This is a genomic window from Hansschlegelia sp., from assembly GCF_035538955.1.
In the GTDB taxonomy this organism is placed as follows: Bacteria; Pseudomonadota; Alphaproteobacteria; order Rhizobiales; family Methylopilaceae; genus Methylopila.
Genome location: NZ_DATLJK010000015.1, coordinates 267,121 through 282,608 on the forward strand (window position 1 = coordinate 267,121; position 15,488 = coordinate 282,608).

At 70.1% G+C, this 15,488-nt stretch carries 13 protein-coding genes and 1 tRNA gene; 5 read left to right on the forward strand and 9 right to left on the reverse strand.

Going from position 1 to position 15,488, the window contains the following annotated elements; translation table 11 throughout:
- Positions 1-26: 26 nt before the first annotated feature.
- Positions 27-3,347 (reverse strand): transglutaminase family protein, encoded by a 3,321-nt coding sequence (locus VM780_RS13200; RefSeq protein ID WP_325448049.1) that lies wholly within the window; start codon positions 3,345-3,347, stop codon positions 27-29.
- Between the two features lie 161 nt (positions 3,348-3,508).
- Between VM780_RS13200 and VM780_RS13205 the strand changes: the two genes are divergently transcribed.
- Positions 3,509-4,594, forward strand: coding sequence for a putative zinc-binding peptidase (locus tag VM780_RS13205; protein WP_325448051.1), 1,086 nt, complete (start codon positions 3,509-3,511; stop codon positions 4,592-4,594).
- Positions 4,595-4,598: 4 nt separating this feature from the next.
- Here VM780_RS13205 and VM780_RS13210 read toward each other — a convergent pair whose 3' ends face one another.
- From VM780_RS13210 to VM780_RS13245, 8 genes are all read right to left on the reverse strand, one after another.
- Positions 4,599-5,816: a hypothetical protein gene (locus VM780_RS13210; RefSeq protein ID WP_325448053.1), complete on the reverse strand. Its 1,218-nt coding sequence runs from the start codon at positions 5,814-5,816 to the stop codon at positions 4,599-4,601.
- 56 nt (positions 5,817-5,872) lie between these two features.
- On the reverse strand, positions 5,873-6,787 hold the full coding sequence (locus VM780_RS13215) for a metal ABC transporter solute-binding protein, Zn/Mn family (RefSeq protein ID WP_325448055.1): 915 nt from the start codon (positions 6,785-6,787) through the stop codon (positions 5,873-5,875).
- A gap of 19 nt (positions 6,788-6,806) precedes the next feature.
- The gene (locus tag VM780_RS13220) at positions 6,807-7,679 is read right to left on the reverse strand and encodes a metal ABC transporter permease (protein ID WP_325448057.1); all 873 of its coding nucleotides are present in this window, start codon (positions 7,677-7,679) and stop codon (positions 6,807-6,809) included.
- Positions 7,676-8,449: an ABC transporter ATP-binding protein gene (locus VM780_RS13225; RefSeq protein ID WP_325448058.1), complete on the reverse strand. Its 774-nt coding sequence runs from the start codon at positions 8,447-8,449 to the stop codon at positions 7,676-7,678. Before VM780_RS13225 ends, VM780_RS13220 begins: the two co-directional genes overlap by 4 nt.
- Positions 8,446-8,571 (reverse strand): hypothetical protein, encoded by a 126-nt coding sequence (locus VM780_RS13230; RefSeq protein ID WP_325448059.1) that lies wholly within the window; start codon positions 8,569-8,571, stop codon positions 8,446-8,448. The genes VM780_RS13225 and VM780_RS13230 overlap by 4 nt, the downstream gene beginning before the upstream one ends.
- A 102-nt stretch (positions 8,572-8,673) precedes the next feature.
- Complete coding sequence (locus VM780_RS13235; protein ID WP_325448061.1) at positions 8,674-9,300, reverse strand: cytochrome b; 627 nt, start codon at positions 9,298-9,300, stop codon at positions 8,674-8,676.
- A 194-nt stretch (positions 9,301-9,494) separates the two neighbouring features.
- A tRNA-Arg gene (locus tag VM780_RS13240) sits at positions 9,495-9,571 on the reverse strand.
- Positions 9,572-9,736: 165 nt separating this feature from the next.
- On the reverse strand, positions 9,737-11,200 hold the full coding sequence (locus tag VM780_RS13245) for a HAMP domain-containing sensor histidine kinase (protein ID WP_325448063.1): 1,464 nt from the start codon (positions 11,198-11,200) through the stop codon (positions 9,737-9,739).
- Between the two features lie 299 nt (positions 11,201-11,499).
- On the opposite strand from VM780_RS13245, the gene rpmH reads away from it, so the two are divergent.
- The 4 genes from rpmH (at position 11,500) to yihA (ending at position 14,672) form a co-directional block, all read left to right on the forward strand.
- Positions 11,500-11,634, forward strand: coding sequence for a 50S ribosomal protein L34 (rpmH, locus tag VM780_RS13250; protein WP_020179492.1), 135 nt, complete (start codon positions 11,500-11,502; stop codon positions 11,632-11,634).
- 35 nt (positions 11,635-11,669) lie between these two features.
- Positions 11,670-12,083: a ribonuclease P protein component gene (rnpA, locus tag VM780_RS13255; protein ID WP_325448068.1), complete on the forward strand. Its 414-nt coding sequence runs from the start codon at positions 11,670-11,672 to the stop codon at positions 12,081-12,083.
- Positions 12,083-13,882 carry a membrane protein insertase YidC gene (yidC, locus tag VM780_RS13260; RefSeq protein WP_414652824.1) on the forward strand — a complete coding sequence of 600 codons (1,800 nt, stop codon included), beginning with the start codon at positions 12,083-12,085 and terminating at the stop codon, positions 13,880-13,882. The genes rnpA and yidC overlap by 1 nt, the downstream gene beginning before the upstream one ends.
- A 136-nt stretch (positions 13,883-14,018) precedes the next feature.
- Positions 14,019-14,672 (forward strand): ribosome biogenesis GTP-binding protein YihA/YsxC, encoded by a 654-nt coding sequence (yihA, locus tag VM780_RS13265; protein ID WP_325448070.1) that lies wholly within the window; start codon positions 14,019-14,021, stop codon positions 14,670-14,672.
- The last annotated feature ends 816 nt before the right edge of the window (positions 14,673-15,488 follow it).

The window sequence follows — 15,488 nt, forward strand, 5'->3', positions numbered from 1 at the left end:
GCCGGCGTGCTTGGCGACGCGGACGATCAGGCCGCGAGGCCCGCCGGTCGCCTGAGGTCGAGCGTGAGCGGGAAGTGCGGATTTACCGGCTCGCGCGCCGGCTCGAAGGCCCCCGGCGTATGCCCGATGTCCTGGAAGCGGGCAAGACGCCGCGCCTCGGCCTCGTAGGCGTTGATCGGGAAGGAGTCGTAGTTCCGGCCGCCCGGATGAGCGACGTGGTAGACGCAGCCGCCGATCGAGCGCTTCGACCAGCGGTCGTAGATGTCGAAGGTCAGCGGGGCGTGGACGGGGGTGGTCGGATGCAGCCCCGAGGCCGGCTGCCACGCCTTGAAGCGCACGCCGGCGACGAGTTCGCCGCTCGAGCCCGCGGGGGCGAGCGGCACCAGCCTGCCGTTGCAGGCGACCGCGTAGCGCACGGGGTCGGCGTTCGACAGCTTCACCTGCAGGCGCTCGACGGAGGAATCGACGAAGCGCACGGTGCCGCCGATCGCGCCGGTCTCGCCCATCACGTGCCAGGGCTCGAGCGCCTGCCGCAGCTCGAGCGCGATGCCCTCGCGCTCGATCCGCCCGCAGAACGGGAAGCGGAACTCGGCCTGCGCCTCGAACCACTCGGGCCGCAGCGGGTAACCCGCCCAGCCGAGATCCCCGAGCACGTCGAGGAAATCGCTCCAGACGAAGGCCGGCAGCATGAAGCGGTCGTGCAGCTGCGTGCCCCAGCGCGCGAAGCCGCCCTGCGCGGGCTCCTTCCAGAACCGCGCGATGAGCGCCCGGATCAGCAGCTGCTGCGCCAGGCTCATGCGCGCGTCTGGCGGCATCTCGAAGGCGCGGAACTCGACCAAGCCGAGCCGCCCGGTCGGACCGTCCGGCGAATAGAGCTTGTCGATGCAGATCTCGGAGCGGTGCGTGTTGCCGGTGACGTCGATCAGCAGGTTGCGGAACAGGCGGTCGACCAGCCAGGGCGGCGGCGGCGAGCCGGCCCCCGGCGGCGGCACGTTCGCCATCGCGATCTCGAGCTCGTAGAGCGCGTCGTGGCGGGCCTCGTCGATCCGCGGGGCCTGGCTGGTCGGGCCGATGAACAGGCCCGAGAACAGGTAGGACAGCGACGGATGCCGCTGCCAGTGCAGGATCAGCGACTTCAGCAGGTCCGGCCGGCGCAGGAAGGGGCTGTCGAGCGGCGTCGCGCCGCCGACCACGACATGGTTGCCGCCGCCGGTGCCGGAGTGCTTGCCGTCGACCATGAACTTGTCGGCCCCCAGCCGCGACAGCCGCGCCTCCTCGTAGACGCCGGTGGTGATCGTCACCGCCTCGCGCCAGGAGCCCGCGGGATGGACGTTGACCTCGATGACGCCAGGATCGGGCGCGACCCGGATGACGTTGACGCGGGGGTCGTGGGGCGGCGCGTAGCCCTCGATCTGGATCGGCACGCCCTGCGCCTCGGCGGCGCCCTCGATCGCCGCGAGCAGGTCCAGATAGGCCTCGATCGATTCCATCGGCGGGATGAAGACCGAGAGCTTGCCCTCGTTCGGCTCGACGGTCAGCGCGGTGCGCACATAACCGACGATCTCGTCCTCCCGGGCCGCAGGGGCGGCCGCGACGGGTTGCTCTTCGGCGCGGATCTGGCGCTGCTCATGGCCGAGCGCGATCTCGTTCGGATCCGGCAGGGGATCGAAGGCCCGCACCGGATCGGCCGGGAAGAAATACGGGAACTCCGTCTTGGACAGATGCGCCAGCGAGCCGAGCGGCAGCCGGTATCCGACCGGACTGTCGCCGGGCGTCAGGAACAGCTTGGCGCGGCGCGTCGACCAGCGCTCGGACACCCAGCGGATCGCGGGCGCGGCCTGCCAGGGCTGGATCGGCAGCACATAGCCGGTCGGCGCATTGAGGCCGCGGTCGAACACGCGGGCGATGCGGGCGCGCTCCTCCGGATCGGCGAGCTCCGGATTCGACGGGTCGACGTTCTCCGGAAGCTGCGCCTCGCGCGCCAGCCAATAAGCCGGATCCTCATAGGCCGGCGTGACATTGGCGGCCGGCACGCCGAGCCGCGCGGCGACCTCGGTCGCGAGCGCCTCGGCCGCGGCGGCGTCGGCGGCGCTCGAGGCGCGCTCGCGGGCGATCAGCTCGGCGTTCTTCCAGATCGGCTTGCCGTCCTTCCGCCAGTACAGCGAGAACGTCCAGCGCGGCAGCGTCTCGCCCGGATACCACTTGCCCTGGCCGTAATGCAGGAATCCGCCCGGCGCGAAACGGTCGCGCAGCCGGCGGATCAGCTCGTCGGCGAGCGCCCGCTTCTGCGGCCCGGTGGCGTCCGCGTTCCACTCGGGCGACTGGAAGTCGTCGATCGACACGAAGGTCGGCTCGCCCCCCATGGTGAGCCGCACGTCGTTGCGGGCGAGCTCGGCGTCGACCGCTTCGCCCAGCCGGTCCAGCGCCTTCCAGCTCTCCTCGGAGAACGGATAGGAGACGCGCGGCCGCTCCGAAATGCGGGCGACCGACATGGAGAAGTCGAAGTCGACCTCGGCATAGCCGGCGACGCCGGAGATCGGGGCGGCGGAGCGGTAATGCGGCGTCGCCGCCAGCGGCACATGGCTCTCGCCGGTCAGCAGGCCGGACGTCGGGTCGAGCCCGATCCAGCCCGCGCCCGGCAGATAGACCTCCGCCCAAGCGTGCAGGTCGGTGAAATCGTGATCGGTGCCGGCCGGGCCGTCGAGCGCGACCACGTCCGGCTTCAGCTGGATCAGATAGCCGGACACGAAACGCGCGGCGAAGCCGAGATTGCGCAGCGCGTGCACCAGCAGCCAGGTCGAATCGCGGCAGGAGCCCGAGCCCTTCTGGAGCGTCTCCTCCGGCGCCTGGACGCCGGGCTCCATGCGGATCAGGTAGCGGACGGTCTGCGAGACCTTCCGGTTGAGCCCGACGAGGAAGTCGATGGTGCGCGGATCGCTGCGGTCGACGCTGGCGAGAAACGCCTGCAGCTCCGGTCCCGCCGGCCCCGTTTCCAGATAGGGCGTCAGGTCGGTCCGCAGCGTCTCCTCATAGGTGAACGGCCAGGTTTCCGCGTCCTCCTCCAGGAAGAAGTCGAACGGATTGTAGACCGTCATGTCGGCCAGCAGATCAACTTCGATCTTCAGCTCGGTGGCGACATCCGGAAAGACCACGCGGGCGAGATAGTTGCCGAACGGATCCTGCTGCCAGTTGATGAAGTGGTTCGCCGGCGTGATCTTCAACGAGAAGGACGGCACCCGGGTGCGCGAATGCGGCGCGGGCCGCAGCCGGATGACCTGCGGGCCCAGCACCACCGGCCGATCGTATTTGTAGTGCGTGACGTGGTGGAGAGCTGCGAGGATCGACATGCGTGGCGCGGCGCTCCGGGTTCTGGCGGCGTGCAGCTTAGTGGCGTTTCGCGGCGCAGCAAGGCTGATCCCCGCGGCGCGGCATGTCATGTCGCGGAACTGTTTAACGCCTCGCGGCATTGTCGGGCGCCGCAAGCAACGCGTCGCGCGAAGGACGTCCGATGAAGCTGTTTTCCTGCCCGGCCTGCGATCAGGTCGTGTTCTTCGAGAACGTCCTGTGCGAGCGCTGCAACCACGCGCTCGGCTACGAGCCAGAGACCAACGCGATGCTGGCGCTGGAGACGGCGGACAATGGCGGCTGGGTCTCGGTTGGTCGCCACGCCGACGGCAGGCCGTGGCGCTACTGCGAGAACTACGCGCATGGCGCGTGCAACTGGCTGGTTCCCGGCGAGACCGAGGGCGGCTTCTGCCTCGCCTGCCGTCACAACCTCGTCGTGCCCAATCTGGGCGAGGCCTCGAACGTCGCGCTCTGGCAGAAGATGGAGATCGCCAAGCGCCGGCTGATCTACTCGCTGCTGCGCCTGAAGCTGCCACTCGTGACGCGCGAAGAAGACCCGGAAGGGCTCGGCTTTGAGTTCCTGAGCCACGATCCCGAGAATGGCGGCCACGTCATGACCGGGCACGACAACGGCCTGATCACCATCGCGCTCGCCGAGGCCGACGACGCCGAGCGCGAGCGCCGGCGCACCTCGATGGGCGAGCCCTACCGCACGCTGCTCGGCCATTTCCGCCACGAGATCGGCCACTGGTACTGGGACCGGCTGGTGCGCGACGGCGGCCGGCTATCGGCCTGCCGGGCCGTGTTCGGCGACGACTCGCAGGATTATGGCGAGGCGCTGAAGCGGCACTACGCCAATGGCCCGAAGCCGGACTGGCAGCTTCACTTCGTGTCGTCCTACGCGGCCGCGCACCCTTGGGAGGACTTCGCCGAGACCTGGGCGCACTACTTCCACATCACCGACACGCTCGACACCGGACGCGCGTGGGGCTTCGTGGTCAATCCGCGCGAGGATCATGAGGATCTGCTGACCGCCATGATCAATTTCGACGTCTATTCGCCCAACACCACCATGGCGGACATCGCGGAATCCTGGCTCGCTCTGTCGTCGGCGCTGAACGCGCTGAACCGTTCGATGGGCGCGCCCGATCCTTACCCGTTCGTGCTCACCGAACCGGTGATCCAGAAGCTCGGCTTCATCCACGACCTCGTTCACGGCCGCGTGCCGCAGGACGGCGCCGCCGGCTGACCGGTCAGGTGTCGGCCGCCGCGGCCGGGCTTGCTCGCGGGAGCCACACGCCCGCGAGCCGCCGGAGCGCGAGCGTCCAGCCGAGGCCATAGACCGCGAGCAGCGGGAAATAGTAGCGGGGATAAAGATCTCCGAGCCAGCCATACGCGGCGTAGCGGCGATACGCGAAGGCGACGTGCACGCAGAGCACGCCGGCGGTCGCGAGCGCGGCGGCGCGCACCAGCGTCGCCGCCACGGGCCGCTCCGCGCGCTCCTCGCGCAGGAATCCCACCAACGCGCTGGCGCACATCGCCATCAGCAGCGCCACATAGGCGAAGCTCCGTCCGAGCTGCACGGCGAACAGCGACGGCGCGTCGGCGAGATAGGCGGCGAGGCTCACGCGCGGAACCTTGTCCCAGCCGAATTCGGCGATGTAGTCCTTGAGCATCTGCGTCTGGCCGGCGGTGTCGGGCGCCGGCGAGCCGTAGCTCCGCCACAGGATCAGGTAGGGGACCGCCAGGATCAGGCCGGCCGCGGCCAGCGCTGAGAGCCCCTTGAGGTCGCGCTTTTCGCCCGGGGCGAGCAGCAGGCAGAGGCCGGCGAAGCCGCCGACCAGCATCAAAGCCGTGAGCTTCACCGAACAGAGCGCGACGCCGGCGAGCAGCAGCGCAAGTCCCGTCCCGTCCGAGTTGGACGAGACCCGTCGCGCCGCCCCGAGACAGGCCAGCGCGCCGCCCAGAACCGCCATCTGGTCGTTGCTGAAGGCGCCCGCGAGGGTCGTGGCGTCGAGCAGCGTCGCTCCGGCGAACAGCACCGCGAAGCCGAAGGCGCCGAACCGCATCCGCAGCCCGAACGCCGCGATCACGGCCAAGGCGGCGAGCGTCAGCGCGACCGGATAGGCCCGCAGCCATTTGAAGTCGACATGCCGCGTGGTGAGCGCGTCGTAGAGCGGCAGCGCGGTCCAGTAGAACAGCGGCGGGTGATTGATGAAGTTCGGCCGGTCGGTCGGCGCGCCGTCGAGATCGTAGAGCGGCATGGCGCCGAGATCGGGCCAGAAGGCGTCGTCGTGGGCGAAATGGGCCACATAGGAGAAGTGGCCCTGCTCGTCCGCCCCCCGGAACGGAAACCGCTTGTCGGCGATCGAGGCGAGCATGAGCGCCGCCATCGCGGCGACGAACAGCGCCGCCGCCCCTTTGAGCCCTCGGGCCCGCGGCCCTACGGCCCGCTGCGCCTGTCCGGTCATCGCCTCCGGTGTCCCCGATGCCGGACGAGGCTACGCCGGGCCGCGTTGACAGGCGGTTAGCGGCCCTGCGCGGCGCTCCGGGTGGCGACCGCTCCGGCGATCTGATCGATGTTGTGGCGCATCAGCGCCAAATAGGTCGCGGCCGGCCCGTCGGGACCCGAAAGCGCCTCCGGGTAAAGCTCGCCGCCCGGCTGCGCGCCGGTCGCCTCCGCGATCTGGCGCATCAGGCGCGGGTCGTTGGAGTTTTCGAGGAAATAGACCTTCACGCCTTCCTGCCTGATCTGCCGGATCAGGGCGGCGACGCCGCCGGCCGACGGCTCCGCCTCGGTCGAGATCCCGAGCGGCGACAGGAAGGTCACGCCGTATTCGCGCGCGAAATAGCCGAAGGCGTCATGGCTGGTCAGCACCTTGCGCCGGTCCCGCGGCACGGCGTCGAAGCGCGCGTGCCCATAGGCGTTCACGGCCCGGAGCTCCTCCGCATAGCGCGCCGCGTTGGCCTTGAAGGCCGCGGCGTCCTCCGGGTCGGCCTCAGCCAGCGCCTTCTCGATGTTGGCCACCCAGACCAGCACGTTAGCGGGGCTGTTCCAGACATGCGGGTCGGTGACGGTCTCGCCGTCCTCCTCCATGGTCGCGGTCTTCACGCCCGTCGAAACCGCGACCGGACGGCCCTTGTAGCCGGCGGCTTTGGCGAGCCGCTCGAACCAAGTCTCGAGCCCGTCCCCGCTCACGAAGGCGATGTCGGCGCCCTTCAGCGACCGCGCATGATCCGGAGCGGGTTCGAACTCGTGCGGGTCGCCGTTCGGCGGCACCAGGCTCTGGACCTCGACATGGTCGCCCCCGACATTCTTCACGACGTCGGCCAGCACCGTGAAGCTCACCACGGCCTTGATTGTCTTGGCGGAGGCGGCGGCCGGAGCGGCGAGCGCGGCGGCGGCGACGAGGCCCGCGAGCAGGCGCGAACGGAGGTTCATCGGGTCGTCCTCATGCGGTTCAGGCGGAAAGATGCGGCCGCCGAACGAGCCGCCTCAGCGGGCTTGGCGGGCCGGCGAGCAGCGACGCGGCGTAGATCACGCTCGCCGTCAGGATGATGGTTGGGCCGGACGCGACCCCGAGGTGGAAGGAGGCGATCAGGCCGATGAGGCCCGAGACCGCGCCGACCCCGGTCGCGACCGCGAACATCCCCGGCAGCGTCTGGGCCCACAGCCGGGCGACCACGGCCGGCAGCGTCATCATGCCGACCGCCATCAGCGTGCCGAGCGCCTGGAAGCCCGCCACGAGGTTGATCACCACCAGGAACATGAAGAGCAGGTGGTAGAGCGGCCCGCGTCCGCCGACGGCGCGCAGGAAGCCGGGGTCGAAGCATTCCGCGACCAGCGGCCGGTACACCGCCGCGATCGCCAGCAAAGTGAGCGAGGCGATGCCGCCGACCAGGCAGAGCGACTCCGCGTCGATCGCGAGGATCGTGCCGAACAGCACGTGCAGCAGGTCGACGTTCGAGCCGCGCAACGAGACGATCAGCACGCCGAGCGCGAGCGACGACAGATAGAAGCTCGCGAAGCTCGCATCCTCGTTGAGCGCGGTGGTCCGGCTGACGAGCCCTGACAGGAGCGCGACGCTGAGGCCTGCGACCAGGCCGCCCAGGCCCATCATCGGCAGCGACAGGCCCCCGGCGATCAGGAAGCCGATGGCGGCCCCGGGCAGCACGGCGTGCGCCATGGCGTCGCCGACGAGGCTCATCCGGCGCAGCATCAGCAGCACGCCGATCGGCCCGGAGCCGAGGCTGAGCGCGAGCGTCGCGACCAGCGCGCGGCGCATGAAGCCATAATCCGCGAACGGCTCGACGAGGGCGGAATAGAGCGTCATGCGTGGTCGTGCGCGTGGGCATGGTCGTGCGCGCCGGGCCGGCAGGGCGGCGCGGCCTCGTCCCAGCTTTCCGCCATGGCGCGGGCGCGCAGCAGGTTTGCGGGCGACAGCGCGGAGGCGGTCGCGCCCCATTCGATCGGTTCGCGGGCGAGCAGCAGCGTCTCGGGGAAATGCGCCCGCACCTGCTCGAAATCGTGCAGCACCGCGATCACGGTGCGGCCGTCGCTGCGCCAGCGCCGGATGATCTCCAGCAGGTCGCGGGTGGTGCGAGCGTCGATCGCCGTGAAGGGCTCGTCGAGCAGGATGACCTCGGCGTCCTGCATCAGCAGGCGCGCGAACAGCACGCGCTGGAACTGGCCGGCCGACAGCGATCCGATGTGGCGGCGCTCAAAACCCTCGAGGCCGACTGCGCTCAGCGCCCGCCGGGCCTCTCCGGCGATCGCCCGGGTCGCGCCGCCGAAGGCGCCGGTGCGCCGCCAGGCGCCGAGCGTCACGGCGTCCGCGACCGTGATCGGGAAGCGCCGCTCAATCTCCGCCGCCTGCGGCAGGTAGCCGAAATCCCGGACCGACAGCCGGCCGCGGTCGATCGCGCCCTCGCTGACGGGCAGCTCGCCCATCAGGGCCTTGAGCAGCGTCGACTTTCCGGCCCCGTTCGGTCCGGCGATCGCGGTCAGGCTGCCGGGGGCGAACGATCCCGAAAGATGGTGCACCGCCGGGTGCCGGTCATAGGCGACCGTGACGTCCCGCAGGCTGATCGCGCCGCCGCTCATGGCAGCGCGATCGCCCAGGCGATCGCCCCCCACAGCAGCGTCAGCGCTGCCGCGGCCGCAGCGACGCGCCGGGTCGCCGGCTGCGTCAGCATCGAGGACAGGAAAGGATCGCGCGCGGCCATGAGGGCTCCTTCTGCGCGATCCATATATGTAACATTATAACGTTACAAGATGCAGCCCGGACGAGAGTCCGCGACGGGGCGCCGCGGCCGGCTTGCGCCGCGTCAGCGCGGCGCGGGCGCCCCGCGCGCCTGCCGGCGGGCCTGCGCGCCGGGCAGCATCCGCCACAGCACGTCGTCGCGCAGGACGTAATGGTGGAACAGCGCGGCCGACGCGTGGCCGGCGGCGATCACCACGATCGCCCAGCCGATCAGCTCGTGCGCCTCCTCGATCGCCTCATGAACCGGCTTCGAGGTCTTGGCGAAGGGCGGCGGAATCAGCAGCCCGAAGAAGCTCATCGCCTCGTCGCCCGACCAGCGCAGCGCAAAGCCCAGCACGGCCTGGGCGATCAGCAGCGCATAGAGCGCGTAATGCACGATCTTGGAGGCGATCTCGACCCAGCCCGACACGGCGGCCGGAACCTGATGGCCCGGCATGAGCCGCCACACGACGCGGACCACGATCACCGCGGTGAGCATGATCCCGAACGACATGTGCCCGACGATCAGCAGATGCCGCGTCGGCTTGTCGAACAGGCCCCAGATCTGCGCGAGGCCGAACAGCAGGATCACCAGCCCGGCGGTCAGCCAGTGCAGGGCGATCGCGAAATCGTCATAGCGCGTGCGGTCGTCGCCCGCGGCGACCCGGGTCGCCTGCGCGACCGCGGAGGAGGGCGAAGGAGCAGCAGACATGTCGCCTCATCAGCAACCGTGGACGTCCGGCGCGCCAGGCGGGCGCGCCGAGGGACGGCGACAGATATCTGTCGCCGCCGCGCGTCTTCCAGTGCTTGGAGGCGTGGATGGAGGGCAGGTGCGACCACCCGCCGCCGATGCGCCCCGACCGAGACTTGGGCGAGCAAACGTCTGATCTGACTGGAGAAGGAAAATGGCGCGCCCGAAAGGATTCGAACCTCTGACCCCCAGATTCGTAGTCTGGTGCTCTATCCAGCTGAGCTACGGGCGCGCGTCCGGGCCAGCCTGACGGCCGCCGCGGAGGCGTCGTGTTAGCCGCTCGGCGGCGGCTTGGCAAGGGCCTCGAAAGGCGTTTGGCGGGAGCCCGCCGAACGTCCGGCCGGCGCCTGTCGGGCGCCTGTGCGGCCCTCGCAGAAGGCCGTAGCGGCGGGGCAAGTCAGGCCCGGGCGCGCTCGCGGGCGCGCGCCTGAAGGTCGATCGGCCGGTCCGGGATGGTGATCCGGAAGGTCGCGCCCATGGTGCCCTCGACCAGCGCGATCGAGCCGCCATGGGCGCGCACCAGCTCGGCCGCGATGGCGAGCCCAAGGCCGGAGCCGCCGGTGCGGGTGGAGCCCTGGAACGGCTCGAACAGGTGCTCGCGCGCCTTGGGCGGCAGGCCGGGGCCGGTGTCCGACACCTCGATCACCACCACCGCGCCCTCGCGGCGGCCGGAGATGCGGATCTGGTCGCGCGTCGGGTCAGGCGTCCCGCGGCTCTCGAACGCCTGTGCGGCGTTGCGGCCGAGATTGAGCAGGACGCGGAAGATATGGTCGGGATCGCAGTCGATCTGCAGGCTGCGCTCGATCGCCGGCGCGAAGCCGATCTGGGCCTCCTCGGTGGCGAGGCCGAGCGCGGTGCGGGTGTCCTCGACGATGTCGGCGAGCGACGCCATGCGGCGGGCGGGCGGGGTCTCCTGCGCCGCCCCGTAGGACAGCGTCGACTGGCAGAAGCTGATGGCGCGGTCGAGCGTCGCGATCAGCTTTGGGGCGAGCTTCTGGACCGTGGGGTCCGAGACGGTCCCGAGCCGGTCGGACATCAGCTGCGCGGCCGCCAGCAGGTTTCGGAGGTCGTGGTTGATCTTGCTGACCGCGAGGCCGAGCGCGGCGAGCCGCGACTTCTGCTGCAGCTGGCCGTGGATCTCGCTCTGCATGCGCTCGAGCTCGCTCTCGGCGACGCCGATCTCGTCGGCGCGGCCGGAGGCCACCACGATGCGGCTCGGATCCTCGGGGGCTTCGGCGAAGCCCACCATGGTGGCGGTGAGCCGCCGCACCGGCCGCACGATCAGCAGGTCGAGCGCGAGATAGACGAGCGCGGCAGTCGCGAGCGAGATCGCCAGCGCGACCAGCAGAACGTTGCGCGCAAAGCCCAGCATGGCGTTGCGCAGCGCGGTCTCCTCGACCACGATTTCGATGAAGTCGCCCTGCTCGGGCGCGTCGGCGACAACGCGCGCCAGCCGCTTCTTGCCGTTGAGCAGCACGTCGAAGGCGTCGAGCACCGCGCTGGCGCCGGCGGGCTCGCGCCGGTCGACCGTGATCGCGACCTCAGGCGGCATGTCGGCGACGGCGAGCAGACGCCGCGCGTCGCCGGATTTCAGCACGAGCGCGCGCGCCCCGATGCTCGCGAGCAGTTTCCGCGCGAGCGGCTCCGCCACCATGCCGTCCGGCGCCGCGTCGAGCGCGAGCGCGGCGGTGCGGGCGCGGTTCATCTCGTCGTCGATGTAGTTGAGGCGGAAATTCGCGATCGACGGCACGAAGATCAGGATTTCCGACACCATGACGAACAGCGCCGTCAGCGCGAGCAGCTTGCCGGAAAGGCCGAGGCGTCCGGTGGTGGCGTCCGCGTGGGTCGTCTGGTGCGTCATGATCTTGTTCGCGCCACGAAGCGGCGGGCGCGCGCCGGATGATGCCGGTTCGGGGCAGGCTTCGTCAAACCCTGAGCCGCCGCCTCGGCCCGCGGCCGAACACGTCGTCGCGAGCGGCCGCCCGGGAGCGGCCCGCAGGCCCGGCGAACGCCGCCGCGGCGTTGACTTGCGGCGCCGCGCTCCCGTATAAGCCGGCCGTGATCGCGCCCGCGTCCGCCGCGGGCTTTTTCGTTTTGGCCGCGCCGCAAGCCTTTCGCCCCAGAGGGCGTCGGGCGGTTCGGCGACCGGAGACTACGTTCGTGAAACGGACCTACCAGCCCAGCAAGCTCGTCCGCAAGCGCCGCCACGGCTTCCGCGCGCGCATGGCGACGGTCGGCGGCCGCAAGGTCATCGCCGCGCGTCGCGCCAAGGGTCGCAAGCGGCTGAGCGCCTGACGCGCGAGCTCGCAGGCGCACCGAACGGCGCGCCCATGCCGGCTCCGCTCGAGACCATCCGCCTGCGGCGCGACTTCGTCGCGGCTTCGCATGACGGCGTCAAAGTCGGCGGCCCGATCATCGGGCTGCAGCTGCGCGATCGCGGCGAGCCGGACGCCCGCGCCCGCGTGGGCTTCACCGCGACGAAGCGCGTCGGCGGCGCGGTCGAGCGGAACCGGATGAAGCGGCGGCTGCGCGCCGCCGCGCGCGCGGTTCTGACCGACGTCGCGCGGCCGGGCTGCGATTACGTGCTGATCGCCCGCCGCGCTGTTCTCGAGGTCCCGTTCGAGCGCATCCTGCGGGACATCCAAGACGCGGCGAAGCGCGCCCATGGGCGCAGCAGACCCGCCGGCCCGGCCAACGCCGGGTCTTCTCCGGCGTCGGACAGCCGGCGCGAAAGCGGACGGTGATGGACACTCGCAACACGATTCTCGCGGTCGCCCTGTCGATCAGCGTCCTCATCGGCTGGCAATATTTCTTTGCGCGCCCGCAGATCGAGGCGCAGCGCCAGCAGCAGGCGACCCAGCAGGCCTTGAACGCCGACAAGAGCGCTCCGGCGCCCGCGACGGGCGACCAGTCCGCCCAGCGGCCCGACGCCCCGGCCGCCCCGGCGACCGAAGCCGCCCCGCGCTCCCGCGAAGACGTCTTGAAGCAGGGCCCCCGCGTCGCGATCGACAGCGAGCGCTTGAACGGCTCGATCGCGCTCACCGGCGGCCGGATCGACGACGTCTCGCTGAAGGACTATCGGGAGGCCGTCGACCCCAAGAGCCCCGAGATCGTGCTGTTCGCGCCGCTCGGCAGCCCGCAGCCCTATTACGCCGAGTTCGGCTTCGTGAATGCGCCCGGCGGGACGGTGAAGCTGCCGGACGGCCAGACCGAGTGGAAGGCCGAGACGTCCGGCCCGCTCACCTCGAAGACGCCCGTCACCCTGACCTGGGACAATGGTCAGGGCCTGACCTTCCGGCGCACGATCGCGATCGACGCCGACTACATGTTCACGATCAAGGACAGCGTCGCCAATTCGGGCGCGGCGCCCCAGACCCTCTACCCTTACGCGCTGATCTCGCGGCGCGGCGAGCCGCAGGTCGCAGGCTACTACATCCTGCATGAAGGCCTGATCGGCGTGATGGGCGACGAGGGGCTTCAGGAGCTGCCCTACAAGAAGATTTCCGAGGGCGCGCGCACCTTCAAGGCGACCGGCGGCTGGCTCGGCATCACGGACAAATACTGGGCCTCGGCGCTGATCCCGCCGCAGGACAAGCCCTATGGGGCCCGCTTCGCGGCGACCACCGAGGGCGGCAAGGCCTATCAGGCCGACTATCTGCTCGATCCCGTCACGCTCGCGCCGGGCGCTACCGCCGAGACCTCGAACCGGCTGTTCGCCGGCGCCAAGCAGGTCTCGGTGCTCGACCGCTACGAGAAGGAGGGCGGCGTCCAGCGCTTCGAGCTGCTGATCGACTGGGGCTGGTTCCACTTCATCACCCGGCCGATGTTCTACGCGCTCGACTTCTTCTACAAGCTCGTGGGCAATTTCGGCGTCTCGATCCTGATCGTGACGGTGATCGTGAAGCTGCTGTTCTTCCCGCTCGCCAACAAGTCCTACGTCTCGATGTCCAAGATGAAGCTGGTCCAGCCCGAGATGCAGCGGCTGCGCGAGCGCTACAAGGACGACAAGGCGAAGCAGCAGCAGGAGTTGATGGAGCTCTACAAGCGAGAGAAGATCAATCCGCTGGCCGGCTGCCTACCGGTGGTGGTGCAGATCCCGGTGTTCTTCTCGCTCTACAAGGTGCTGTTCATCACCATCGAGATGCGGCACGCGCCGTTCTTCGGCTGGATCCACGACCTCGCGGCGCCCGATCCGACGACGCTGTTCAACCTGTTCGGCCTGATCCCGTGGACGCCGCCGCACTTCCTGATGATCGGCATCTGGCCGCTGATCATGGGCGTGACGATGTTCCTGCAGATGCGGCTCAACCCCGCGCCGCAGGATCCGGCCCAGCAGGTGGTGTTCACCTGGATGCCGGTGTTCTTCACCTTCCTGCTGGCGTCGTTCCCGGCGGGTCTGGTGATCTACTGGTCGTGGAACAACACGCTGTCGATCATTCAGCAGTCGATCATCATGAAGCGCCAGGGCGTGAAGGTGGATCTGCTGGGCAACATCCGCGACGCGTTCCGCAAGAAGAAGCCGGCGGACGCCACGAAGACATAGCGACCTTCGTCATCCCGGACGCCGCGAAGCGGCGCTCTGGGATCGCGTTCAGGATCGAGCGCTTCTTTCTTCAGACCATCCCGGCTCTACGCGGCTCCGCCGCTCCGGCCGGGATGACGCCATCTGGAAGCCTCCCGTGAGCGACGACACTTCTCCCGACGAAGACCCCTATCCGGAGATCGGCCGAAAGCTGTTCGCCGGCCGCTGCGACTTCGTGATGGGCGCGGCGAAGCTCGCGCAGCTGCCCGAGATGGACCGGCCGGAGATCGCCTTCGCGGGTCGCTCCAATGTCGGCAAGTCGAGCCTCGTCAACGCGCTCACCGGCCGCAAGACGCTCGCCAAGACGTCCAACACGCCGGGCCGGACCCAGCAGCTCAACTATTTCGACCTCGGCGGCCGCGCCTACATGGTCGACATGCCGGGCTATGGCTACGCCCAGGCGCCCGTAGACCAGGTGCGCGCCTGGACCGCGCTGGTGAAATCCTATCTGCGCGGCCGCGCCAGCCTCGGGCGGGTGTTCGTGCTGATCGACTCCCGACACGGGCTGAAGGAGGTCGACCGCGAGGCGCTCGACCTGCTCGACCAGGCCGCCACCTCCTACCAGATCGTGCTGACCAAGCTCGACCAGCTCAAGCCGCCGGAGCGCGAGGAGCGGATCGCGCAGACGGCGGCGGCGCTTGCGCGGCGCCCGGCCGCGTTCCCGGTCGTGCTGGCGACCTCCAGCCGCGAGGGCATCGGCCTCGAAGAGCTGCGCGCCGCGATCGCAAGGCTGATCGACGAACGGAGCTGAGCCTTCCGGAACGCCGCGCGGCAGCCGAAGGGCGCTCTTTCCCTCCCTCGGAAAGGGAGGGTGGACGGGCGCAGCCCGGGCGGGTGGGGTGTTCACAAGACTGAGCTCTACGCCCAAGGACCCCACCCGACCCCTCGCTCCGCGAGGGGCCACCCTCCCCACGCTGCGCGTGAGGAGGGGAAAGGGAGGTCTAGGCTTTTATTCCTTGACTTCTCGCCTCCCTCGTGCTCTCCTTCCACTGTCCTTCCCCGACAGGAAGGCGTGTCCGGACCGGCCGGCCATGCGGGGGAGGAGCGGCGCCTGCGCCTGCGAGCACCGGAGCTCGCGGTCCCGGGACGTCGGCTGCGGGCCTAATGGGGAGCTTGCTTCCCAACGGGATTACAGGCCGCCCGCCCCGCACTAGGACGGGGCCGCGCCGTCGAGCGCCTTAAGGCGCGGGATGGGTTTTGGGCCAAGGCGCTTCTTCGGAGGCGGCGAGGTCAAAGATCCGCAAAGGGACCGGCTCCCAAAGGGGGCTACGGGCCGCCCGCGACCGGAGCGCGGCTTCCGCAGTCGTCGCCAAGCCGCCGCGCGTGGAGCGCCGGGCGACCGGCAAAGATTACGCGTAAAACCACGGTGGCCCGGCGCTCCGCGCCTTCCGCTGTCGCTGTTTAAACCGGAGGAAGGGAGTTCGCGCCGTGCGACCCGGCGGATGACGCGCGTCCGCCGTCGTGCGCCTGAACCTCTCCCGTCATGCCCGCGCCTTCGCGCGGGTATCCACGACTTGGTCGTGAGCCGGCGCGGCTGGAGGTAAGTCGTGGATGCCCGCGAAGGCGG

Bases quoted from the DNA above. Each gene is read 5' to 3' on its own strand.
- yidC (WP_414652824.1), top strand. From the start codon at position 12,083: ATGGACACTCGCAACACGATTCTCGCGGTCGCCCTGTCGATCAGCGTC.
- VM780_RS13235 (WP_325448061.1), bottom strand. From the start codon at position 9,300: ATGTCTGCTGCTCCTTCGCCCTCCTCCGCGGTCGCGCAGGCGACCCGG.
- rnpA (WP_325448068.1), top strand. From the start codon at position 11,670: ATGCCGGCTCCGCTCGAGACCATCCGCCTGCGGCGCGACTTCGTCGCG.
- VM780_RS13210 (WP_325448053.1), bottom strand. From the start codon at position 5,816: ATGACCGGACAGGCGCAGCGGGCCGTAGGGCCGCGGGCCCGAGGGCTC.
- VM780_RS13205 (WP_325448051.1), top strand. From the start codon at position 3,509: ATGAAGCTGTTTTCCTGCCCGGCCTGCGATCAGGTCGTGTTCTTCGAG.
- VM780_RS13225 (WP_325448058.1), bottom strand. From the start codon at position 8,449: ATGAGCGGCGGCGCGATCAGCCTGCGGGACGTCACGGTCGCCTATGAC.
- VM780_RS13245 (WP_325448063.1), bottom strand. From the start codon at position 11,200: ATGACGCACCAGACGACCCACGCGGACGCCACCACCGGACGCCTCGGC.
- VM780_RS13200 (WP_325448049.1), bottom strand. From the start codon at position 3,347: ATGTCGATCCTCGCAGCTCTCCACCACGTCACGCACTACAAATACGAT.
- VM780_RS13220 (WP_325448057.1), bottom strand. From the start codon at position 7,679: ATGACGCTCTATTCCGCCCTCGTCGAGCCGTTCGCGGATTATGGCTTC.
- VM780_RS13230 (WP_325448059.1), bottom strand. From the start codon at position 8,571: ATGGCCGCGCGCGATCCTTTCCTGTCCTCGATGCTGACGCAGCCGGCG.
- VM780_RS13215 (WP_325448055.1), bottom strand. From the start codon at position 6,787: ATGAACCTCCGTTCGCGCCTGCTCGCGGGCCTCGTCGCCGCCGCCGCG.